This is a genomic window from Micromonospora sp. NPDC049282 (assembly GCF_043197045.1).
GTDB lineage: Bacteria > Actinomycetota > Actinomycetes > Mycobacteriales > Micromonosporaceae > Micromonospora.
The window spans coordinates 201,429-217,613 of record NZ_JBICSL010000012.1 but is presented as its reverse complement, the minus strand read 5'-3'; the positions used below and the strand labels follow the sequence as shown (position 1 = coordinate 217,613).

At 70.6% G+C, this 16,185-nt stretch carries 19 protein-coding genes; 7 read left to right on the top strand and 12 right to left on the bottom strand.

The genetic code is table 11. From position 1 onward, the window contains the following. Positions 1 to 599: 599 nt before the first annotated feature. Positions 600 to 926 (top strand): TraR/DksA C4-type zinc finger protein, encoded by a 327-nt coding sequence (locus tag ACGFI2_RS20565; RefSeq protein ID WP_154937180.1) that lies wholly within the window; start codon positions 600 to 602, stop codon positions 924 to 926. Positions 927 to 1,171: 245 nt separating this feature from the next. Here ACGFI2_RS20565 and ACGFI2_RS20560 read toward each other — a convergent pair whose 3' ends face one another. The 3 genes from ACGFI2_RS20560 to ACGFI2_RS20550 form a co-directional block, all read right to left on the bottom strand. Continuing rightward, the gene (locus tag ACGFI2_RS20560; protein WP_393519288.1) at positions 1,172 to 1,582 is read right to left on the bottom strand and encodes a hypothetical protein; all 411 of its coding nucleotides are present in this window, start codon (positions 1,580 to 1,582) and stop codon (positions 1,172 to 1,174) included. Positions 1,583 to 1,850: 268 nt separating this feature from the next. Then, the gene (locus tag ACGFI2_RS20555) at positions 1,851 to 2,171 is read right to left on the bottom strand and encodes a hypothetical protein (RefSeq protein ID WP_393519286.1); all 321 of its coding nucleotides are present in this window, start codon (positions 2,169 to 2,171) and stop codon (positions 1,851 to 1,853) included. Positions 2,172 to 2,223: 52 nt separating this feature from the next. Then, a complete protein-coding gene (locus ACGFI2_RS20550; RefSeq protein WP_393519284.1) occupies positions 2,224 to 3,117 on the bottom strand; it encodes an NAD(P)H-binding protein in 894 nt (297 codons plus the stop codon). 57 nt (positions 3,118 to 3,174) lie between these two features. On the opposite strand from ACGFI2_RS20550, the gene ACGFI2_RS20545 reads away from it, so the two are divergent. From ACGFI2_RS20545 to ACGFI2_RS20525, 5 genes are all read left to right on the top strand, one after another. Then, entirely contained in the window at positions 3,175 to 3,789 is a 615-nt protein-coding gene (locus ACGFI2_RS20545; protein WP_393519282.1) for a TetR/AcrR family transcriptional regulator, read from the top strand. A 180-nt stretch (positions 3,790 to 3,969) separates the two neighbouring features. After that, a complete protein-coding gene (locus ACGFI2_RS20540) occupies positions 3,970 to 4,488 on the top strand; it encodes a ribbon-helix-helix protein, CopG family (RefSeq protein WP_393519280.1) in 519 nt (172 codons plus the stop codon). Positions 4,489 to 4,564: 76 nt separating this feature from the next. Then, the gene (locus ACGFI2_RS20535; RefSeq protein ID WP_393519278.1) at positions 4,565 to 5,404 is read left to right on the top strand and encodes a DUF4097 domain-containing protein; all 840 of its coding nucleotides are present in this window, start codon (positions 4,565 to 4,567) and stop codon (positions 5,402 to 5,404) included. A gap of 10 nt (positions 5,405 to 5,414) precedes the next feature. Continuing rightward, positions 5,415 to 6,362, top strand: a complete 948-nt coding sequence (locus ACGFI2_RS20530; protein ID WP_393519276.1) for an ATP-binding cassette domain-containing protein — start codon at positions 5,415 to 5,417, stop codon at positions 6,360 to 6,362. After that, entirely contained in the window at positions 6,359 to 7,177 is an 819-nt protein-coding gene (locus ACGFI2_RS20525) for an ABC transporter permease (RefSeq protein WP_393519273.1), read from the top strand. Before ACGFI2_RS20530 ends, ACGFI2_RS20525 begins: the two co-directional genes overlap by 4 nt. Before the next feature lie 32 nt (positions 7,178 to 7,209). Here the strand turns inward: ACGFI2_RS20525 and ACGFI2_RS20520 are convergent, their stop codons facing one another. Genes ACGFI2_RS20520 through ACGFI2_RS20500 form a run of 5 tightly spaced genes read right to left on the bottom strand, consistent with a single transcriptional unit; the run spans position 7,210 to position 9,941 of the window. Then, complete coding sequence (locus ACGFI2_RS20520) at positions 7,210 to 7,704, bottom strand: GNAT family N-acetyltransferase (RefSeq protein WP_393519270.1); 495 nt, start codon at positions 7,702 to 7,704, stop codon at positions 7,210 to 7,212. Between the two features lie 11 nt (positions 7,705 to 7,715). Beyond that, on the bottom strand, positions 7,716 to 8,447 hold the full coding sequence (locus ACGFI2_RS20515) for a class I SAM-dependent methyltransferase (protein ID WP_393519267.1): 732 nt from the start codon (positions 8,445 to 8,447) through the stop codon (positions 7,716 to 7,718). 51 nt (positions 8,448 to 8,498) lie between these two features. Then, the gene (locus ACGFI2_RS20510; RefSeq protein WP_393519264.1) at positions 8,499 to 9,215 is read right to left on the bottom strand and encodes a vancomycin high temperature exclusion protein; all 717 of its coding nucleotides are present in this window, start codon (positions 9,213 to 9,215) and stop codon (positions 8,499 to 8,501) included. A 22-nt stretch (positions 9,216 to 9,237) separates the two neighbouring features. Beyond that, positions 9,238 to 9,600, bottom strand: coding sequence for a PH domain-containing protein (locus tag ACGFI2_RS20505; protein ID WP_393519261.1), 363 nt, complete (start codon positions 9,598 to 9,600; stop codon positions 9,238 to 9,240). A gap of 32 nt (positions 9,601 to 9,632) precedes the next feature. Then, the gene (locus ACGFI2_RS20500) at positions 9,633 to 9,941 is read right to left on the bottom strand and encodes a 4a-hydroxytetrahydrobiopterin dehydratase (protein ID WP_393519259.1); all 309 of its coding nucleotides are present in this window, start codon (positions 9,939 to 9,941) and stop codon (positions 9,633 to 9,635) included. 238 nt (positions 9,942 to 10,179) lie between these two features. Between ACGFI2_RS20500 and ACGFI2_RS20495 the strand changes: the two genes are divergently transcribed. Beyond that, positions 10,180 to 10,566, top strand: coding sequence for a (deoxy)nucleoside triphosphate pyrophosphohydrolase (locus tag ACGFI2_RS20495; protein WP_393519256.1), 387 nt, complete (start codon positions 10,180 to 10,182; stop codon positions 10,564 to 10,566). 101 nt (positions 10,567 to 10,667) lie between these two features. On the opposite strand, the gene ACGFI2_RS20490 is transcribed toward ACGFI2_RS20495, so the two are convergent. The 4 genes from ACGFI2_RS20490 to ACGFI2_RS20475 all read right to left on the bottom strand — a co-directional run bounded on the left by ACGFI2_RS20490 (position 10,668) and on the right by ACGFI2_RS20475 (position 16,107). Further along, entirely contained in the window at positions 10,668 to 11,738 is a 1,071-nt protein-coding gene (locus ACGFI2_RS20490) for a succinate dehydrogenase/fumarate reductase iron-sulfur subunit (RefSeq protein ID WP_393519253.1), read from the bottom strand. Beyond that, on the bottom strand, positions 11,738 to 13,651 hold the full coding sequence (locus tag ACGFI2_RS20485) for a fumarate reductase/succinate dehydrogenase flavoprotein subunit (protein WP_393519250.1): 1,914 nt from the start codon (positions 13,649 to 13,651) through the stop codon (positions 11,738 to 11,740). Before ACGFI2_RS20485 ends, ACGFI2_RS20490 begins: the two co-directional genes overlap by 1 nt. 10 nt (positions 13,652 to 13,661) lie before the next feature. Then, positions 13,662 to 14,468, bottom strand: a complete 807-nt coding sequence (locus ACGFI2_RS20480; RefSeq protein WP_393519247.1) for a hypothetical protein — start codon at positions 14,466 to 14,468, stop codon at positions 13,662 to 13,664. A 214-nt stretch (positions 14,469 to 14,682) separates the two neighbouring features. Then, a complete protein-coding gene (locus ACGFI2_RS20475) occupies positions 14,683 to 16,107 on the bottom strand; it encodes a TldD/PmbA family protein (RefSeq protein ID WP_393519318.1) in 1,425 nt (474 codons plus the stop codon). Between the last annotated feature and the right edge of the window lie 78 nt (positions 16,108 to 16,185).

Below are 16,185 nucleotides of genomic sequence, written 5' to 3'. Positions count from 1 at the left end.
CCCATCGACTGGTCGCTATCAATGGCGAATCTGCCGCAAGGCCACCAACCGGACGCAACGTATAGATCAGATCAAGTTACTGCGGACCGCCCTCTCAGGACCGGAAACATCCGCATCTGCCGCGCAGCGGGCGCGCCGGAAACAGGAGCTTCCGTCACTCTCCGTAGACGTTTGGCGTGTGCATCGGCTCGATCCCCGTGCACGCACGTGCCGATGCGAGGATGTTTGGGTAGCCGACACTCGGACTCGTTGCGGGCCGGTGCAGCACGGTCGTGTCCGGGCGTTTCCCCTTACAGGCAGCTCGCGTTCGCGCTCGGTGACCCCGGTCAACCTGCGGTGGAACGTGCGGCCGGCGTTCCGTTCTTCTTCCCGCACCAACTCGCCGCGTATCAACGGCAACCTACGCTGATCAGCGCCGCCTACGCGCTGTTCCTCGCCGGCACCATCGCACTCTGGCCGGGCGTCGGCCCTCTGGGGCGGCAGTCTGGTGATCTTCGGCCTGTTCGCCCGCGCTTTCCACTACGGCGTCAACACGCTGCAGATACTGTGGGTCGTTCTTCTACTCCCGTGCTGCGGGCTGAGGCCGTTAGGCTACAAATATGGTCCGGGATGAACTGCTGCGGCTGCGAGCGAGGGCGGAGGCGGAGGCGGCGACGCTGGCCCAGGATCTGGAGGCGCTGTTCCTGGCATCGCGGGATTCGAATGCCGACGACGAGCACGACCCGGAGGGCGCCACCATCGGCTTCGAACGCGCCCAGTTGACCGCGCTGCTGGCCGGGGCGCGGGAGCGGATCGCCGACGTTGACGACGCGCTGCGTCGGGTGGACGCGGCGACCTACGGCGTCTGCGAACGATGCGGGCAGCCGATCGGCGATGAACGGCTAGCCGCGCGGCCGTTCGCCCGCTTCTGCATGGCGTGCGCGTAGAGCAGCAAGGAAAGTTCCGCGGGCCACGACCAGAGATGCGCTCAACTGCCGCGATGCGCGCGTCCCTGTCGCGGACCGTGAGGGCCCCCGCGATCCGCCTTGAGGATCATGTCAAGCATCAGGTGGGACGCGACTGTCAAGCTTGTCCCGTGACGGGACAAGCCGGCAGCCGGCGATGCCTGGTCTCGCATGATGGTTGACGAAACGGCGTCGCAGGATGCTTGACGCCGGAGTGGAGATCGGGTTCAGGACTGTGAGCCATGCACCGAACGCCACCAGGCAATGTCGATAACGATCTGTTCCGTTTCGAGGACATCACGCTCGAACGCTTCCACGTCGACGGGCGCGGGCGGCTGATCCATCAGCGCGGTGACCTCATCGGGTAGTCGCACGTTGTGCGCGTCGATGTAGTGCGCGAGCCCTTCTGGCCACACGAAGTGCCTGCCGTCGGTCAGTTCGGTGGATCCGTTGCGGGTGCCGCACAGCCGACACAGTGAGTGGCCCGCCGTGGCCACGAAACAGGTGCCACCACGCAGGTAGTCGCTTACCCGTCGCTGGGTCGCCGGATCGGCTTCGCGGTCCACGAGCAGCGCGGGGTCGGGCCAGTAGCCGATCAGTCGCAATGTCTGGGTGTTGTCTGGCTCGCTGCTCGACACGGGCACCATCGTCGCACGATCGGAGACACCGCCGAGCGTCAAGGATCAGCCGAGGCCGCCGCGTCAACCATCAACCGGAGTCGGACAGATGCCTGGTCTCGCATGATGGTTGACGAAACGGCGTCGCAGGACGCTTGACGCCAGGTCGTGATCGAATACAGGTTGCGCCTTTGGCGTGCCGTCGATCGTAGGGGCTGCGTGGCGCTGGGTGCACCTCGCAATGCTGGAGTCAGCTCGGCCGAGCTTGGTCCGGATGTCTGATGGTGTGTCAGGGATGGCGAAGCAGATCAAGCACGCGTGCTTGCAGTGCTGGTTGCACGCCGCGTTCGGCCATTGCTTTCTGAACGAGTTGAAGATCAGAGCCGTGCACCCGCATGTGGTCGATCAACGGCATGTAGCGGTCCGGGCGATCCCGATAGAGTTCGGAGACTAACCGGAGCTCTGGCCGGACCGCGGGAACCATGTGCTTGCCGCATTGGACTTGAACGTAGTGCTGCCACGGGCCGGCCCCGATGCATTCGAGCGTGTCGGTATCGGCCGGCCGCTCGACGGTGCTTGCCGGCTCGGTCACGCCGTAGTCCTCGATCAACTCTCGCCGGCTGGGCAGCTTGGCGTCGGGCGGGAACTCGTCGCGGGCGGATTCAGGTAACCGGGGGAGGGACTTCCGTGAACGACGTGGCGTGGTCGATGGCCCACTGGCGAAACGTTCGCGCCGGCCTTCCGAGCAGGTCGGAAACCGTGGAGGTGACGTAGGCCGGGCGTCCCGTCGCGGCGTTCCATGCGGCCAGCAGCATGTCCACGGCCGGGCGTGAGGCTTCCGGCATCGTGCGCCGGAACTGGTCGGGCGATAGGTCCTCGAACGTGAGCCGGCGGTCCAGCGCCTCTCCGAGGATGCGCACCTGATCGGCCTGGGTGAGTGACTCGGGGCCGGTCAGGACGTAGTCGCCGCCGACGTGCCCGCCTTCGTGCAGGATCCGCGCGACGACCTCGGCCACGTCCCGATCGTCGACCGGGGCCGTCTCGGCCGCGCCGTACGGCCACCGGATCACGTCGCCGGCGCGGATCGTGGCGGCCCACCACATCAGGGCGTTCGACGCGAACATCCCCGGTCGGATGATCGTCGAGTCGAGTCCGGTGGCCACGATGAGCCGCTCGATCTCGGCGTGCAGCGCCGCCATCGGGTTAGGTTGCTGGAAGAACGGGTGCGGGGTCCGGTGTGGTGCGGACAGGTAGACGACTCGCTGTGCGTGGGTGGCCAGCCGGTCGACGATGGCCGGCGCGGTCTGCGGCGGGGCGGTCCAGACGAGAAAGACCGTGCTGACGGCGTGTAGCGCGGCGTCGAGAGATTCGGGCACCGTGAGATCGCCGGTGACGATCTCGACGTTGGTGGGCAGGGTCGCTGCCGATTCGGCGCGCCGCACGAGGGCGCGGACCGGCGCACCCGCCTCGGTCAGCAGGTCGACCACGGCGCGTCCGACTCGCCCGGTGGCCCCGGTGACGAGGACCGTACGGCTGTCTGTCTCTTTCATGGCCATCATTTAAGCGTTACCGAGTTAAAAAAGCAACCGGGTAACGAATGTTACGGTGACGATGTGAGTGAACCTGTCGGGCTGCGCGCCCGCAAGAAGGTACGAACCCGGGACGCGATTGCTGACGCGGCGATCTCGCTGTTCCTGGCGCGCGGATTCGAGCAGGTGTCGGTATCTGACATCGCCGCGACGGCGGAGGTGTCGAAGCCGACCCTGTTCCGCTACTTCGCCACCAAGGAAGACCTGATCCTGCACCGCTTCGCGGACCACAACGGTGAGGCCGCACGTGTGGTCCGCGACCGGCAAGTTGATGTCGCACCGATGGTGGCGCTGCACCGGCATTTCCGGGCCGGTCTTGAACGCTTCGAGCCGGTGACCGGCCTCAACGATCATCCCGAGGTGGTGGCGTTTCATCGGCTGGTGTTCACCACCCCGAGCCTGGCGGGACGGCTTCTGCGGTACATGCTCGCCGATGAGGAGGCGTTGGCCGGCGTCCTCGCCCCGGGCGTCCGGGGCCGACTGCAAGCCGCCCAGGTGATCGCGGTTCAACGGGTGCTGGCGCGGACCAACTGGCAGAAGATCGCCGACGGGCGGACAGCGCGCGACGTACAACCCGAGGCGTTCGCCGACGCAGATCAGGCATTCTCCCAGCTATGCCACGGAACGGGCAGCTCCTAACCGTCCCGGTCGGACGACCCCGCCGGAGGTCGTGAGGTCATCCACGGCGAGATGGCGCCATGCTGATGCCATCGCTGATCACGGCTCTACCACGGGCTATGTGCTCCATTCCCAGGGATGGTGCCAAGATGATGCCATTCTGGCTTGCGGCGGTGCCAATACGTGTGCCACAGTAGTGCCATGGACTTGACCTCGTATGTGAGCAACCTCGGGCGGGAGTTCGCCGCCCTCGCCGAAGCCGGCGGTGAAGAATCGCGTGCGCTGGTCGAGCGCCTGACCGGGCCGCTGGAGTCGGCGATCCGGATGACCCTGCTGGACGCGCTGTCGGCCGCCGCCGACGAGATCACCCGGGAACTGGCCCCGGGATCGGTGGAGCTGCGGCTGCGCGGTCGCGACCCGGACTTCGTCGTGACGGCGCCGTCCGCCGAGCCGCTCCCTGCCGCGCCCGAGGCGGCCACGGCGCCCGACCTCGACCTGCCGCTCACCGAGGACGGCCCGGTCGCCCGGATCAACGTACGCATGCCCGAGCAGCTCAAGGCCGCGGTGGAGGAGGCCGCGGCCGCCGAGGGGCGTTCGGTCAACGCCTGGCTGGTCCGGGCCGCCGCCGCCGGCCTGCGCGGCGGCGACCGGGAGCCGCGTCCCGAGCCGCCGCACGTCGGGAAGCGGTCCCAGCAACGGTTCACCGGCTGGGTGCACTGACCGCACCGCACCACTTTCCTCTCACGTCCCCCTGACCTGCGGGGACGACCCACCCACCCAGGATGCGGGGACAACCATGCCTGTTTTCGACACGCCCGAATCGATCTCCGTCACGATGGAGCTCGGCGTCGCCTCCGTGCTGATCGCCGCGAGCGACCGCGCCGACACCGTGGTCGAGGTCCGCCCGAGCAACGGCGACGACGAGTCCGACGTGCAGGCCGCCGCGCAGGTACGCGTCGACCTCACCAACGGCACGCTCCAGGTCACCGGCCCGAGGCGCTCCTTCGACTTCTCGAAGAAGAGCAGGTCGGTGGACGTTTCCATCGAACTGCCCAGCGACTCCCGACTCTCCGCCCACCTGCTGATGGGCGACGTCAGCGCCGCCGGCCGGCTCGGTGAGACCCGGGTCAGGACCACCGGCAACGTCCGGCTGGAGCAGACCGGGCCGCTGCGCCTGCACACCGGCGTCGGTCGCATCACCGTCGACGGTGTCACCGGCGACGCGGAGATCTCCACCGGCTCCGGCACGGTGCGGGTCGGCGCCGTCGAGGGCGCCGTGGCGGTCAAGAACTCCAACGGCGACACCACGATCGACGCGGCCACCGGCGACGTACGGGTGCGCAACGCCAACGGCGGCATCGAGGTGGCCCGCGCCGGCGCGGGCGTCGACGCGAAGACCTCCAACGGCGGCATCCGGATCGGCGAGGTGGTGCGCGGCTCGGTCGTGCTCGGCACGGCCATGGGCGACCTGGACATCGGCGTCGCCCAGGGCACCGCCGCGTGGCTGGAGGTCAACACCAGCTTCGGCCAGGTGCACAACCTGCTGGAGAGCACCGCCCGGCCCGGCGGGACCGAGCAGACCGTCGAGGTGCGCGGCCGCACCTCCTACGGCGACATCACCATCCACCGGTCCTGAGGAGGGCACCATGACCACGAATCAGATCGCCGTGACCGGGCTCCGGAAGTCGTTCGGCGACCACGTCGTGCTCGACGGCATCGACCTGCGCGTACCCGAGGGAACGGTCTTCTCGCTGCTCGGCGCGAACGGCGCGGGGAAGACCACCACCGTGAAGATCCTGTCCACCCTGCTCGCCGCCGACGCCGGCGAGGTGCGGGTCGCCGGGCACGACCTCGCCCGCGAGCCGGACGCGGTACGCGCCGCGATCGGCGTCACCGGGCAGTTCTCCGCGGTGGACAAGCTGCTCACCGGCGCGGAGAACCTGCGGCTGATGGCGGACCTGCACCACCTGCCCCGGGAGGAGGGCCGACGCCGCGCCGCCGGGCTGCTCGAACGGTTCGGCCTGACCGAGGCGGCCGGCAAGCCGGCGTCGACCTACTCCGGCGGCATGCTGCGGCGGCTCGACCTGGCGATGACCCTGGTCGGCAGCCCGCGCGTGATCTTCCTGGACGAGCCGACCACCGGGCTGGACCCGCGCAGCCGCCGCGACATGTGGCAGATCGTGCGCGACCTGGTGGCCGGCGGCGTCACCATCTTCCTGACCACGCAATACCTGGAGGAGGCGGACGAGCTGGCCGACCGGGTCGCGGTCCTGGACCACGGCCGGGTGGTCGCCGAGGGCACGCCCGAGGAGTTGAAGCGACGCGTCCCCGGCGGGCACGTCCGGCTGCGGTTCGCCGACCCGCAGGCCCTCGACGCGGCCGTACGGGTGCTCGACCGGGCCACCCGTGACACCGACGCGCTCGCCCTGCGGGTGCCCGGCGACGGCAGCCTGCGCTCGTTGAGGGCGCTGATCGGCGACCTCGACGACCGGGGCGTCGAGGTCGACGAGCTGTCCGTGCACACCCCCGACCTCGACGACGTCTTCCTCGCCCTCACCGGCGACCCCACCGACGAGAAGGTGACCACGCCATGAGCATCTCCGCCCCCGCCGACCTCCGCTTCCACCCGCTGCGCGACTCGGTGACGATGCTGCGCCGCAACCTCAGGCGCATGCTGCGCTATCCGTCGATGACCGTGATGCTCGTCGGAATGCCGGTGGTGTTCCTGCTGCTCTTCGTCTACGTGCTGGGCGGCACGCTGGGCGCCGGGCTCGGGGGCGGCGGCGTGGCCGGCGCGGGTACGCGCGCCGCGTACGCCAACTACGTGGCGCCCGCGATCATCCTGATGACCGTGGCGGCCACGGTCCAGGGCACCGCGATCTCGATCGCCATGGACATGACCGAGGGCATCATCGCCCGGTTCCGCACCATGCACATCGCCCGGGTCTCGGTGCTGACCGGACACGTGCTCGGCAGCATGATCCAGGCGGCGATCAGCCTGGCCGTGGTGATCGGCGTGGCGCTGCTGGTCGGCTTCCGGCCCACCGCCGGGCCGGCCGGCTGGCTGGGCGCGGTCGGTCTCCTCGCGGCGGTGACGTTCGCGCTGGTCTGGCTGGCCGTCGCGCTCGGCCAGGTGAGCGAGAGCGTCGAGACCGCGAGCAACCTGCCCATGCCGTTGATCCTGCTGCCGTTCCTCGGCAGCGGGTTCGTGCCCACCGACTCGATGCCGGCCGGCCTGCGCTGGTTCGCCGAGTACCAGCCGTTCACCCCGATCATCGAGAGCCTGCGCGGCCTGCTGATGAGGGAGCCGATCGGGAACGACGGCTGGATCGCGCTCGGCTGGTGTGCGGTGATCGCGCTCGGCGGGTACCTCTGGTCCCGGCGGCTGTTCAACCGTGAGTCGCGCTAGCCGCCCGGACCCGCGCGAACCCCCGGACCGCGTCAGCGGATCCGGGGGCTGCGCCGTTCGATCAGCGTGACGTCCCGCCAGACGTCGTGGTGACGCCCGATCCGCTCCCGGGTGCCGACGACCCGGAACCCGCGGGCCGCGTGCAGGGCCAGGCTCGCGGTGTTCTCCGGGAACACACCGGACTGGATGGTCCAGACGCCGGCCGCCTCGGTGGAGGCGATCAACGCGTCCAGCAGGGCCCCGCCGACGCCGCGTCCCCGCGCCTCGGGGTGCACGTAGACGGAGTGCTCGACCACCCCGGCGTAGACGCAGCGGTCGGAGACCGCCGAGCAGGCCACCCAGCCCAGCACCCGCCGCGCCGGGTCGAGCGCCACCCACCGGTGCCCGGGCAGGCGGGTGGCGGTGAACCGGGTCCAGCCGGGCGGCTCGGTCTCGAACGTGGCGTTCCCCTCGGCGATGCCGAGGCGGTAGATCTCCAGCACGGCGTCGGCGTGCGTGTCGTCCATCGCGGCAATGGTCACTGTCATCGGAGGGAACGTTATCCGAGGCGGTAGACGGAGATGTGCGCACGGCTCGCCGCGTCGAACGGCGTCCGGTCCCAGTCGGCGTACCGCTCGGCGAGGCGCAGGCCGGCCCGCTCCGCCATCTCGTCGATCTGCTCCGGCCAGGCGTAGCGCATGGCGAACGGCTTGAGGTGCACGCCGTCGGCGTCGAACGTGATCGTCTGCCGCACGAACGTCTGCGCCGCCCGGTCGTACCGGTGCACCCGGATGGTGGCCGAGTCCTCGGTCACCTCGCGGACCTGGACCTGCTCGTCCCGGTCGAAGTCGGCCGGGTCGGGCACGAACGTCTCGATCACGAACGCCCCGCCGGGGGCCAGCACCCGGGCGACGTTGCGCAGGCACGCCGCCTGGCGCTCCGCGTCGACCAGGTTGAACAGCGTGTTGAAGACCAGGAAGACCAGACGGTACGGCCCGGACACCGGGACGTCCGCCATGTCGCCGATGGTGACCGGCATGTTCTCGCCGCCCGGCTTGGCGCGCAGGTGCGCCACCATCTCCGGGGACGCCTCGACGCCCTCCACGGTCAGCCCTCGGGCGGCCAGCGGCAGGGCCACCCGGCCGGTGCCGACGGCCAGTTCGAGCACCGGACCGCCCTCGGCCAGGGGCGCGAGGAAATCGACGGCCGGTGCGGGGTCGGGATTGCCGGGGCCGTCGTAGTTCGCGGCCCAGAGCCGGCCGAAGAGGCCGGGATCGTCGAAGACGGACATCGCGCCAGCAGACCAGCCACCGTCCCCCGTGGACAACCGGATTATCGCCCCTCAGCCGGCCCGCAGGGCGTCGTCCACCCCGGTCTCCCGGCGGCCGAGGTGCACCGGGTCACGGCGGGACAGCACGTCCACCGCGGCCTTCACACCGGCGCCGTACTCCCGGGTGGTGCTGATCCGCCACTGCTCGGCGAACCGGCGGACGGTGTCGTCACCGACGCCGTTGGTCTCGATGCCGGCCTGCCGGCAGAGCGCCACCGCGCGGGGCAGGTGGAACGACTGGGTGACCACGGTGGCCTGCCGTACGCCGAAGACCCGCCGGGCCCGGGCGCACGAGTCGTAGGTGTCGAAGCCGGCGTGGTCGAGCACCACCTTCTCCGCCGGCACGCCCCGGTCGACCAGCCAGCGGCGCATCGCGTCCGGCTCGTCGTAGTCCCAGTTCATGTGGTCGCCGGAGACCAGGACCACCCTGACCTTGCCGCTCGTCCAGAGCTGTCGCGCGATCTCCAGCCGGGCGGCCAGGAACGGCGACGGCGTGCCGTCGGCCTCCACCTTGGCGCCGAGCACCAGCGCCACCGGCGCGTCCGGCACCTCGGCGGCGGAGAACACGTGCCCCCGGGCGTCGCCGCGGATCCAGGCCACGCTCGCCGCGGTCACCACGGCCAGCAGCACCACGCCGGCCGCGGCGACCAGGACCAGCCGGCGGAGCAGGCGTACGGCTCGCCGGTGGGTGGCCCGCCAGGCGCGCCAGCGTGCGATCAGCCCTCGCATGGCGGCGATTGTGCCAGGCCGCTCAGGAGATGTGGTGCAGGATCACGTTGTGCACGTGGTGGGCCTTGTCCGCGCCCCGGAACTCCACCTCGTAGCTGTGCGTGCCGACGTGCACGGCGATCGCCCCGGTGGAGAAGAACGAGCCGCCCCAGGACTTGTTGCTCACCACGCTCACGCTGGTGATCTTCGAGTACGGGATGCTCGTGATGGCGTACCGCTTGCCGACGAACGAGCGGTCCTGGACGATCACCCGCCGGTCGGTCAGGCCGATGAACCCGGTGCCGGTGCCGATCGCGTCGTAGACGGCGATGATCTGTTCACCGGGCAGCAGGCCGCTCTGGATCTGCTGGAACTGTTCCTTGCGGTCGTACGTCGGGCCAGACATGCCCACGACGGTAGGACAGCCGCGCCAGCCGGTCAGCGCTCGGTGACCGCCCGGACCGCGTCCTCGATGCGTGCCGCGAGCAGCACCTCGCCCTCGGTGAGCGGCTCGCCGTCGTCGTGCCCCAGCCGGATCTGGGTCCGGCCGGCCCGGCGGCTGATCTCGGGGCGCAGCCGCAGCGCGTCGGCCACCACGGCCACCCGCTCGGTGAGCGCGGCGTGCTGGGTGTCGTCGAGGACGAGCGTCCGGCGGATCTGCTCACCCTCCCGCGTCCATCCGGACAGCAGAGCGAGCGCGTCGCTGAGGTAGTCGTGCTTCGCCCGGCTGCTGAACAGCACGCGCATCACCGCACCTCCCAGGCGTCGTTGCCGGCTTGTGGCCAAATCGTCGCCATCCCGTGCCCCAGTCGACGCCCTCTAGTCTGTCGTCGCACAGAAGGTGTGTCCACGCCCACACTTCCGTGTTCTGCTGGCCTGATGGCCGACTCAGCTACCCAAACCGCCGATTGATCTGGCACGCTGGTGGTCCGTGCGGACCGAACGGTTTAGCGAGAGTGGGCAGGCCGACCGGCGGGAGCCGAAAGTGGTCGTCGGAGCGGCGATCATCGTGGCCGGCCGGGTCCTCGCCTGCGAACGCTCGGCGCCCCCCGAGGTGGCGGGACGCTGGGAGTTTCCCGGCGGCAAGGTCGAGCCGGGGGAGACCGAGACCGACGCGCTGGCCCGGGAGTGTGCCGAGGAGCTGGGGGTCCGGGTCGAGGTCGGCGCGCGGGTCGGGCGGGACGTCCGGATGGCACACGGCCGGTCCGTCCTGCGGGTCTACGCGGCCCGCCTGCTCCACGGCGACCAGCCGACGGCCCTGGAGCACGCCGAGCTGCGCTGGCTCTCCGCGACCGAGCTGGACACCGTCGACTGGTTGCCGGCCGACGTGCCGATCGTGCCCGCGCTGCGCCCGCTGCTCGCCGGCTGCTGAGCCGCGCGAGACCGGACCCGCGCCGAACCGGACAGCCGGCCCGAAACGGGACGGGGGCCGGCGGCGTGTGCCGCTGGCCCCCGTCATCGTCGCGCCTCCGCTCAGTGCTTCGGCTGGTCCTGCTGCGGGTGGGCGAAGTTGAGATGCTCGGCCGGCAGCGGGAACTCCACGTCGTCGCCGAACGGCGACGGCGCGGCGGCCCGGTCGAAGGTCAACTCCGTCAGCGGCAGCTTGCCGCTGGAGTCGACCGCCGGCGCCGTCGGGTGCGGCACCTCGCGCTGCCAGTTGACGCCCTGCTGGGCCTGGCGCTCGGCGCCGCTGTCGTGCGAGCCGCCGGCGTGGGAGTGCACCCCGCCCTGGGCCGCGCCGGTGGTCACCGCACCGCTGGAATGCCCGCTGGTCGTGCTGGTCTGAGGCACCTGACCCCTCCGGAAGATCTTGTTACCGAGCCACACAAGGGGATCGTACCTGCGGTCCACGACCCGTTCCTTCATGGGGATGATCCCGTTGTCGGTGATCTTGATGTGCTCGGGGCAGACCTCGGTGCAGCACTTGGTGATGTTGCAGAAGCCGAGCCCCATCTCGGACTGCGCGTACTCCTTGCGGTCGGTACGCGCGTCGAGCGGGTGCATGTCCAGCTCGGAGGCCCGGATGAAGAACCGGGGACCGGAGAACGCCGGCTTGTTCTCGTCGTGGTCACGGATCACGTGGCAGACGTTCTGGCACAGGAAGCACTCGATGCACTTGCGGAACTCCTGCGACCGCTCGACGTCGATCTGCTGCATCCGGTAGTCGCCGGGCGCCACGTCGGCCGGGGGTGCGAACGCCGGGGTCTCCCGGGCCTTCTCGTAGTTGAACGAGACGTCGGTGACCAGGTCCCGGATCACCGGGAACGTACGAAGCGGGGTGACCGTGACGGTCTCCGCCTCCTCGAACGTCGACATCCGCGTCATGCACCCCAGCCGCGGCTTGCCGTTGATCTCCATCGAGCAGGAGCCGCACTTGCCGGCCTTGCAGTTCCACCGGCACGCCAGGTCCGGCGCCTCGGTGGCCTGGAGGCGGTGGATGACGTCGAGGACGACCTCGCCCTCGTTCACCTCGACCGTGTAGTCCTGCAGGTCGCCGCCGGTCTCGTCACCCCGCCAGATGCGGAACTGCCGCTTACTTCCCATCAGTTGCTCGCCTCCTCGGTGAGAGCGTCGAACTCGGCGAGCTCCTCATCGGTCAGGTACTTGGACAGCTCGGCCCGGTCGAACAGCCCGATCAACTCCGGCCGCATCGTCGGCAGCGGCTTGTGGGTCAGCCGGACGGTGTCCCCGTCCAGCGCGCAGACCAGGTTGACCCGCCGCCACTTCGGGTCCATCGCCGGGTAGTCCTCCCGGGTGTGCCCGCCGCGCGACTCCTGCCGCTCCAGCGCCGCCTTCGCGGTGCACTCCGAGACCACCAGCATGTTGCGCAGGTCGAGCGCCAGGTGCCAGCCCGGGTTGTAGCGTCGGCCGCCGACCGCGCTCACCTTCGCCACCCGCTCCCGCAGCTCGGCCAGCCGGCCGAGCGCGTCGGCCAGCTCGCCCTCCCGCCGGATGATTCCGACCAGATCGCCCATCACCACCTGCAGGTCCTGCTGGAGCTGGTAGGGGCTCTCCCCGGTGTCGCGCTGCAACGGCGCCAGCGCCGCCTCCACCGCGGCCTCCACCGCCGCCACCGACACCGCCGGGCGTGCGCCGAGCTGATCGGCGTACGTCGCGGCGTGGCCGCCCGCCCGCTTGCCGAAGACCAGCAGGTCGGACAGGGAGTTGCCGCCGAGCCGGTTGGAGCCGTGCATGCCACCGGAGACCTCGCCGGCGGCGAAGAGCCCGCGTACCGTGCCCGCCGCCGCGCCGGAGTCAGGGTCCACCTCGACGCCGCCCATCACGTAGTGACAGGTCGGGCCGACCTCCATCGGCTCCTTCGTGATGTCGACGTCGGCCAGCTCCTTGAACTGGTGGTACATCGACGGCAGCCGGCGACGGATCTCCTCGGCCGACCTCCGGGACGCGATGTCCAGGTAGACGCCGCCGGCCGGCGTACCCCGACCGGCCTTGACCTCGCTGTTGATCGCGCGGGCGACCTCGTCGCGGGGCAGCAGCTCCGGCGGACGCCGGTTGTTGTCCGGGTCGGTGTACCAGCGGTCCGCCTCCTCCTCCGTCTCCGCGTACTGCTTGCGGAAGACGTCGGGGACGTAGTCGAACATGAACCGCTTGCCGTCGGAGTTCTTCAGCACACCGCCGTCGCCGCGTACCGACTCGGTGACCAGGATGCCCTTCACCGAGGGCGGCCAGACCATGCCGGTCGGGTGGAACTGGAGGAACTCCATGTTGATCAGCGTGGCCCCGGCGCGCAGCGCCAGCGCGTGACCGTCCCCGGTGTACTCCCAGGAGTTCGAGGTGACCTTGTAGGACCGGCCGACACCGCCGGTGGCCAGCACCACGGCCGGCGCCTCGAAGAGGATGAACTCGCCGGACTCCCGGTAGTAGCCGAACGCCCCGGCCACCCGGTCACCGTCCAGCAGCAGCTCGGTGATCGTGGTCTCCGAGAAGACCCGGATCCGGGCGTCGTAGCTGCCGAACTCGCGCTTGTCCTCCTGCTGGAGGGAGACGATCTTCTGCTGGAGCGTGCGGATCAGCTCCAGGCCGGTCCGGTCGCCGACGTGCGCCAGGCGCGGGTACTCGTGGCCGCCGAAGTTGCGCTGCGAGATCTTGCCGTCCTTGGTGCGGTCGAAGAGCGCACCGTACGTCTCCAGCTCCCAGATCCGCTGCGGCGACTCCTTGGCGTGCAGCTCGGCCATCCGGAAGTTGTTGAGGAACTTGCCGCCGCGCATGGTGTCCCGGAAGTGCACCTGCCAGTTGTCCCGGGAGTTCACGTTGCCCATCGCGGCCGCCGCGCCGCCCTCGGCCATCACGGTGTGCGCCTTGCCGAACAGCGACTTCGAGATGATCGCGGTCTTCTTGCCGGCCAGCCGGGCCTCGATCGCCGCGCGCAGGCCGGCGCCGCCGGCCCCGATGACGACGACGTCGTAGTGGTGTCGTTCGATTCGCGTCTCAGTCATGTCCAGGCTCTCAGTTGATGAACCGCAGGTCGTTGAACCAGCCGGCCGCCACCGCCATGACGTAGAAGTCGGTCAACGCCAGGGTGCCGAGGGTGATCCAGGCGAGCTGCATGTGCCGGACGTTCAGCCAGGAGATCCCGGTCCACGCCCGGTAGCGCAGCGGGTGCTTGGAGAAGTGCTTGAGCCGCCCGCCGATGATGTGCCGGCAGGAGTGGCAGGAGATCGTGTACGCCCAGAGCATCACGATGTTGACCAGCAGGACGATGTTGCCCAGCCCGAAGCCGAAGCCCTTGGGCGAGTGGAACGCGTAGATGGCGTCGTAGGTGTTGATCAGCGAGATGATCACGGCGGCGTAGAAGAAGTAGCGGTGCAGGTTCTGCCCGAGCAGCGGGAACCGGGTTTCGCCGCTGTAGCTCTGGTGCCCGTCCGGCACCGCGCAGGCCGGCGGCGACAGCCAGAACGACCGGTAGTAGGCCTTGCGGTAGTAGTAGCAGGTCAGCCGGAACAGCAGCAGGAACGGCAGGGTCAGCGCCGCGTCCGGGATGATCCACCAGCCGGGCAGGAAGCTGCCGAAGTGCGAGGAGCCCTCGACGCACCGCTCGGTCACGCAGGGGGAGTAGAACGGCGTCAGGTAGTGGTATTGATCGACCCAGTACCACTTGTGCATGAACACCCGTACGGTCGCGTAGATGACCCAGGCGCTGAGCCCGACCACGGTGACCAGTGGAGCGAGCCACCAGCGGTCGGTCCGCAACGTCTTCGCCGCGATGGCGGCACGCGCCCGCGCACCCCGCGGCCTCGTTGCCGTTGATGTCATTCGAGTCTCCCTGACGTCACTACCCCGTCATTGCGCACGCACGACCACGCCGCGAACCGGCGCGGTCAAGTGACACACGTTACGCCGATCTTCACGGCCCGGCCGCGCAACGCAGTGTCCCGTGTGTCCCGCTGGTTGGAAAGACCCGGGTCATGATCAATACGCGTGACGCGGCGAGCGGCGCGCCGACCGGTCACCTGCACGAGCCGACCGGTCAGCCGGACGCGCCGCCGGTGAAGTTCCACGAGGACAGCCGCACTGCCGGCGCCTCCCACCAGGACCCGTCGACCCGGTCCGGCTGGCGGACCGGATACCGGCCCAGGCCGCGCACCCGCCCCGGGCCCAGCGCGCGCGGGTAGGACTCGGTGAACCGGAAGTCCCGCACCGCCCGGGTGGGCACGCCGTCCTCGACCAGCCAGACGCCGTTACGGGTCAGCCCGGTGACCACCAACTGCTTCGGATCCAGCACCCGCGTGTACCAGAAGTCGCTGACCAGCAGCCCACGCCGCACGCCGGCGACCAGGGCCGCGGTGTCCGGGTCGCCCACCGCGCCGGTCACCCCCGCGACCATCGTCCCGGCCGGACCGCCGACGGTCGCGTCCGCCGCCCGGTCCGCCGGCAGCAGGCGTACGTTGCGCGGGATCGGACCGAAGGTCGACCCGCCGGGCATGCCGTGCCCGGTGGACCCGGCGCCCGCCTCGGCGCCGCTGCGCCGGTCGTACGCCACCGCCCCGGTGGTGCCCGCCTCCACCAGGGTCAACGCCCGCCGGGCCGTGCCCTCCAGGTCGAACGGCAGCGTCGAGGCGTGCAGCGGGTCGTCCACCAGCGTCACCGCCGGGTCGAACTGCGCCGCGCCCGGCTCGGCGAAGGACTGGCGTTCGGCGTACCGCTTGCCGTTGAAGCCGTACCAGGCGAGGTTCTGCAGCAGGTCGGCCACGGCAGCCGGCTCCAGCACCACCTCGTAGCGCCCCGGCGGCAGTTCGACCGGGTCGGCCGCGGCCCGTGCCTTGGCCGCCGCGCGGGCGCCGAGCGCGGCGCCGTCCAGCTCGGCGAGGCGGTCGACGCAGTGCCGGGCCACCCCGTCCGCACCGCCGGTGCGGGCGATGCCGTCCATGGCCGCCTCGGCCGCCCGCCCCACCGCCGAGTGCCCGGCCGAGTTGGCGAACGCGCCGGACCGGTAGGAGGTGCGGCAGTAGCCGGCCGCCTCCAACCCCTCGACCGCGTCCACGAACGCGCGTACCCGGGCGGCCCGCTCGTCGGGCGACGCGAACGCGGTCGCTTCGTCGACGGCCGGGCCGGCGGGCGTCGGGGCCGGCCCGGTCAGCCCCGGCCAGGCCGGGTCGGGCGGGGCGAGCCGGGCCGCCGCCCGGGTCCGCTCGACCAGCGCGGCCAGCCCGTCCGGGTCGACCCGGCTGCCGCCGCCCGCGGCGGTCCGGCCGTCCACGTGCAGCCGCAGCTGCACGGCGGTGCCGGTCTCGGCCACGTTCTGGTGGATGAACGAGTTGGCGAACCGGGTCAGGGCCAGCTCGGAGCGGGTCACCAGCACCTCCGCCTCGGCGGCCGGACCGGCCACCCGGCGGACCAGCTCCACCACCCGGGCGGCGAGGTCCCGCTCGCTCATGCGGTGCCGACTGGGCATGCCCTCACGGCCCTCGCTCCGCTCGGTGCGTTCGGTCATGCGGTGCCGACCGGGCATGCCCTCACGGCCCTCGCTCCG

What these genes read in the sequence shown, in the direction of transcription:
- ACGFI2_RS20565 (WP_154937180.1), top strand. Translation starts at nt 600, where the DNA reads ATGGTCCGGGATGAACTGCTGCGGCTGCGAGCGAGGGCGGAGGCGGAG.
- ACGFI2_RS20550 (WP_393519284.1), bottom strand. Translation starts at nt 3,117, where the DNA reads ATGGCCATGAAAGAGACAGACAGCCGTACGGTCCTCGTCACCGGGGCC.
- ACGFI2_RS20540 (WP_393519280.1), top strand. Translation starts at nt 3,970, where the DNA reads ATGGACTTGACCTCGTATGTGAGCAACCTCGGGCGGGAGTTCGCCGCC.
- ACGFI2_RS20535 (WP_393519278.1), top strand. Translation starts at nt 4,565, where the DNA reads ATGCCTGTTTTCGACACGCCCGAATCGATCTCCGTCACGATGGAGCTC.
- ACGFI2_RS20530 (WP_393519276.1), top strand. Translation starts at nt 5,415, where the DNA reads ATGACCACGAATCAGATCGCCGTGACCGGGCTCCGGAAGTCGTTCGGC.
- ACGFI2_RS20525 (WP_393519273.1), top strand. Translation starts at nt 6,359, where the DNA reads ATGAGCATCTCCGCCCCCGCCGACCTCCGCTTCCACCCGCTGCGCGAC.
- ACGFI2_RS20520 (WP_393519270.1), bottom strand. Translation starts at nt 7,704, where the DNA reads ATGACAGTGACCATTGCCGCGATGGACGACACGCACGCCGACGCCGTG.
- ACGFI2_RS20515 (WP_393519267.1), bottom strand. Translation starts at nt 8,447, where the DNA reads ATGTCCGTCTTCGACGATCCCGGCCTCTTCGGCCGGCTCTGGGCCGCG.
- ACGFI2_RS20510 (WP_393519264.1), bottom strand. Translation starts at nt 9,215, where the DNA reads ATGCGAGGGCTGATCGCACGCTGGCGCGCCTGGCGGGCCACCCACCGG.
- ACGFI2_RS20505 (WP_393519261.1), bottom strand. Translation starts at nt 9,600, where the DNA reads ATGTCTGGCCCGACGTACGACCGCAAGGAACAGTTCCAGCAGATCCAG.
- ACGFI2_RS20500 (WP_393519259.1), bottom strand. Translation starts at nt 9,941, where the DNA reads ATGCGCGTGCTGTTCAGCAGCCGGGCGAAGCACGACTACCTCAGCGAC.
- ACGFI2_RS20490 (WP_393519253.1), bottom strand. Translation starts at nt 11,738, where the DNA reads ATGGGAAGTAAGCGGCAGTTCCGCATCTGGCGGGGTGACGAGACCGGC.
- ACGFI2_RS20485 (WP_393519250.1), bottom strand. Translation starts at nt 13,651, where the DNA reads ATGACTGAGACGCGAATCGAACGACACCACTACGACGTCGTCGTCATC.
- ACGFI2_RS20480 (WP_393519247.1), bottom strand. Translation starts at nt 14,468, where the DNA reads ATGACATCAACGGCAACGAGGCCGCGGGGTGCGCGGGCGCGTGCCGCC.
- ACGFI2_RS20475 (WP_393519318.1), bottom strand. Translation starts at nt 16,107, where the DNA reads ATGCCCAGTCGGCACCGCATGAGCGAGCGGGACCTCGCCGCCCGGGTG.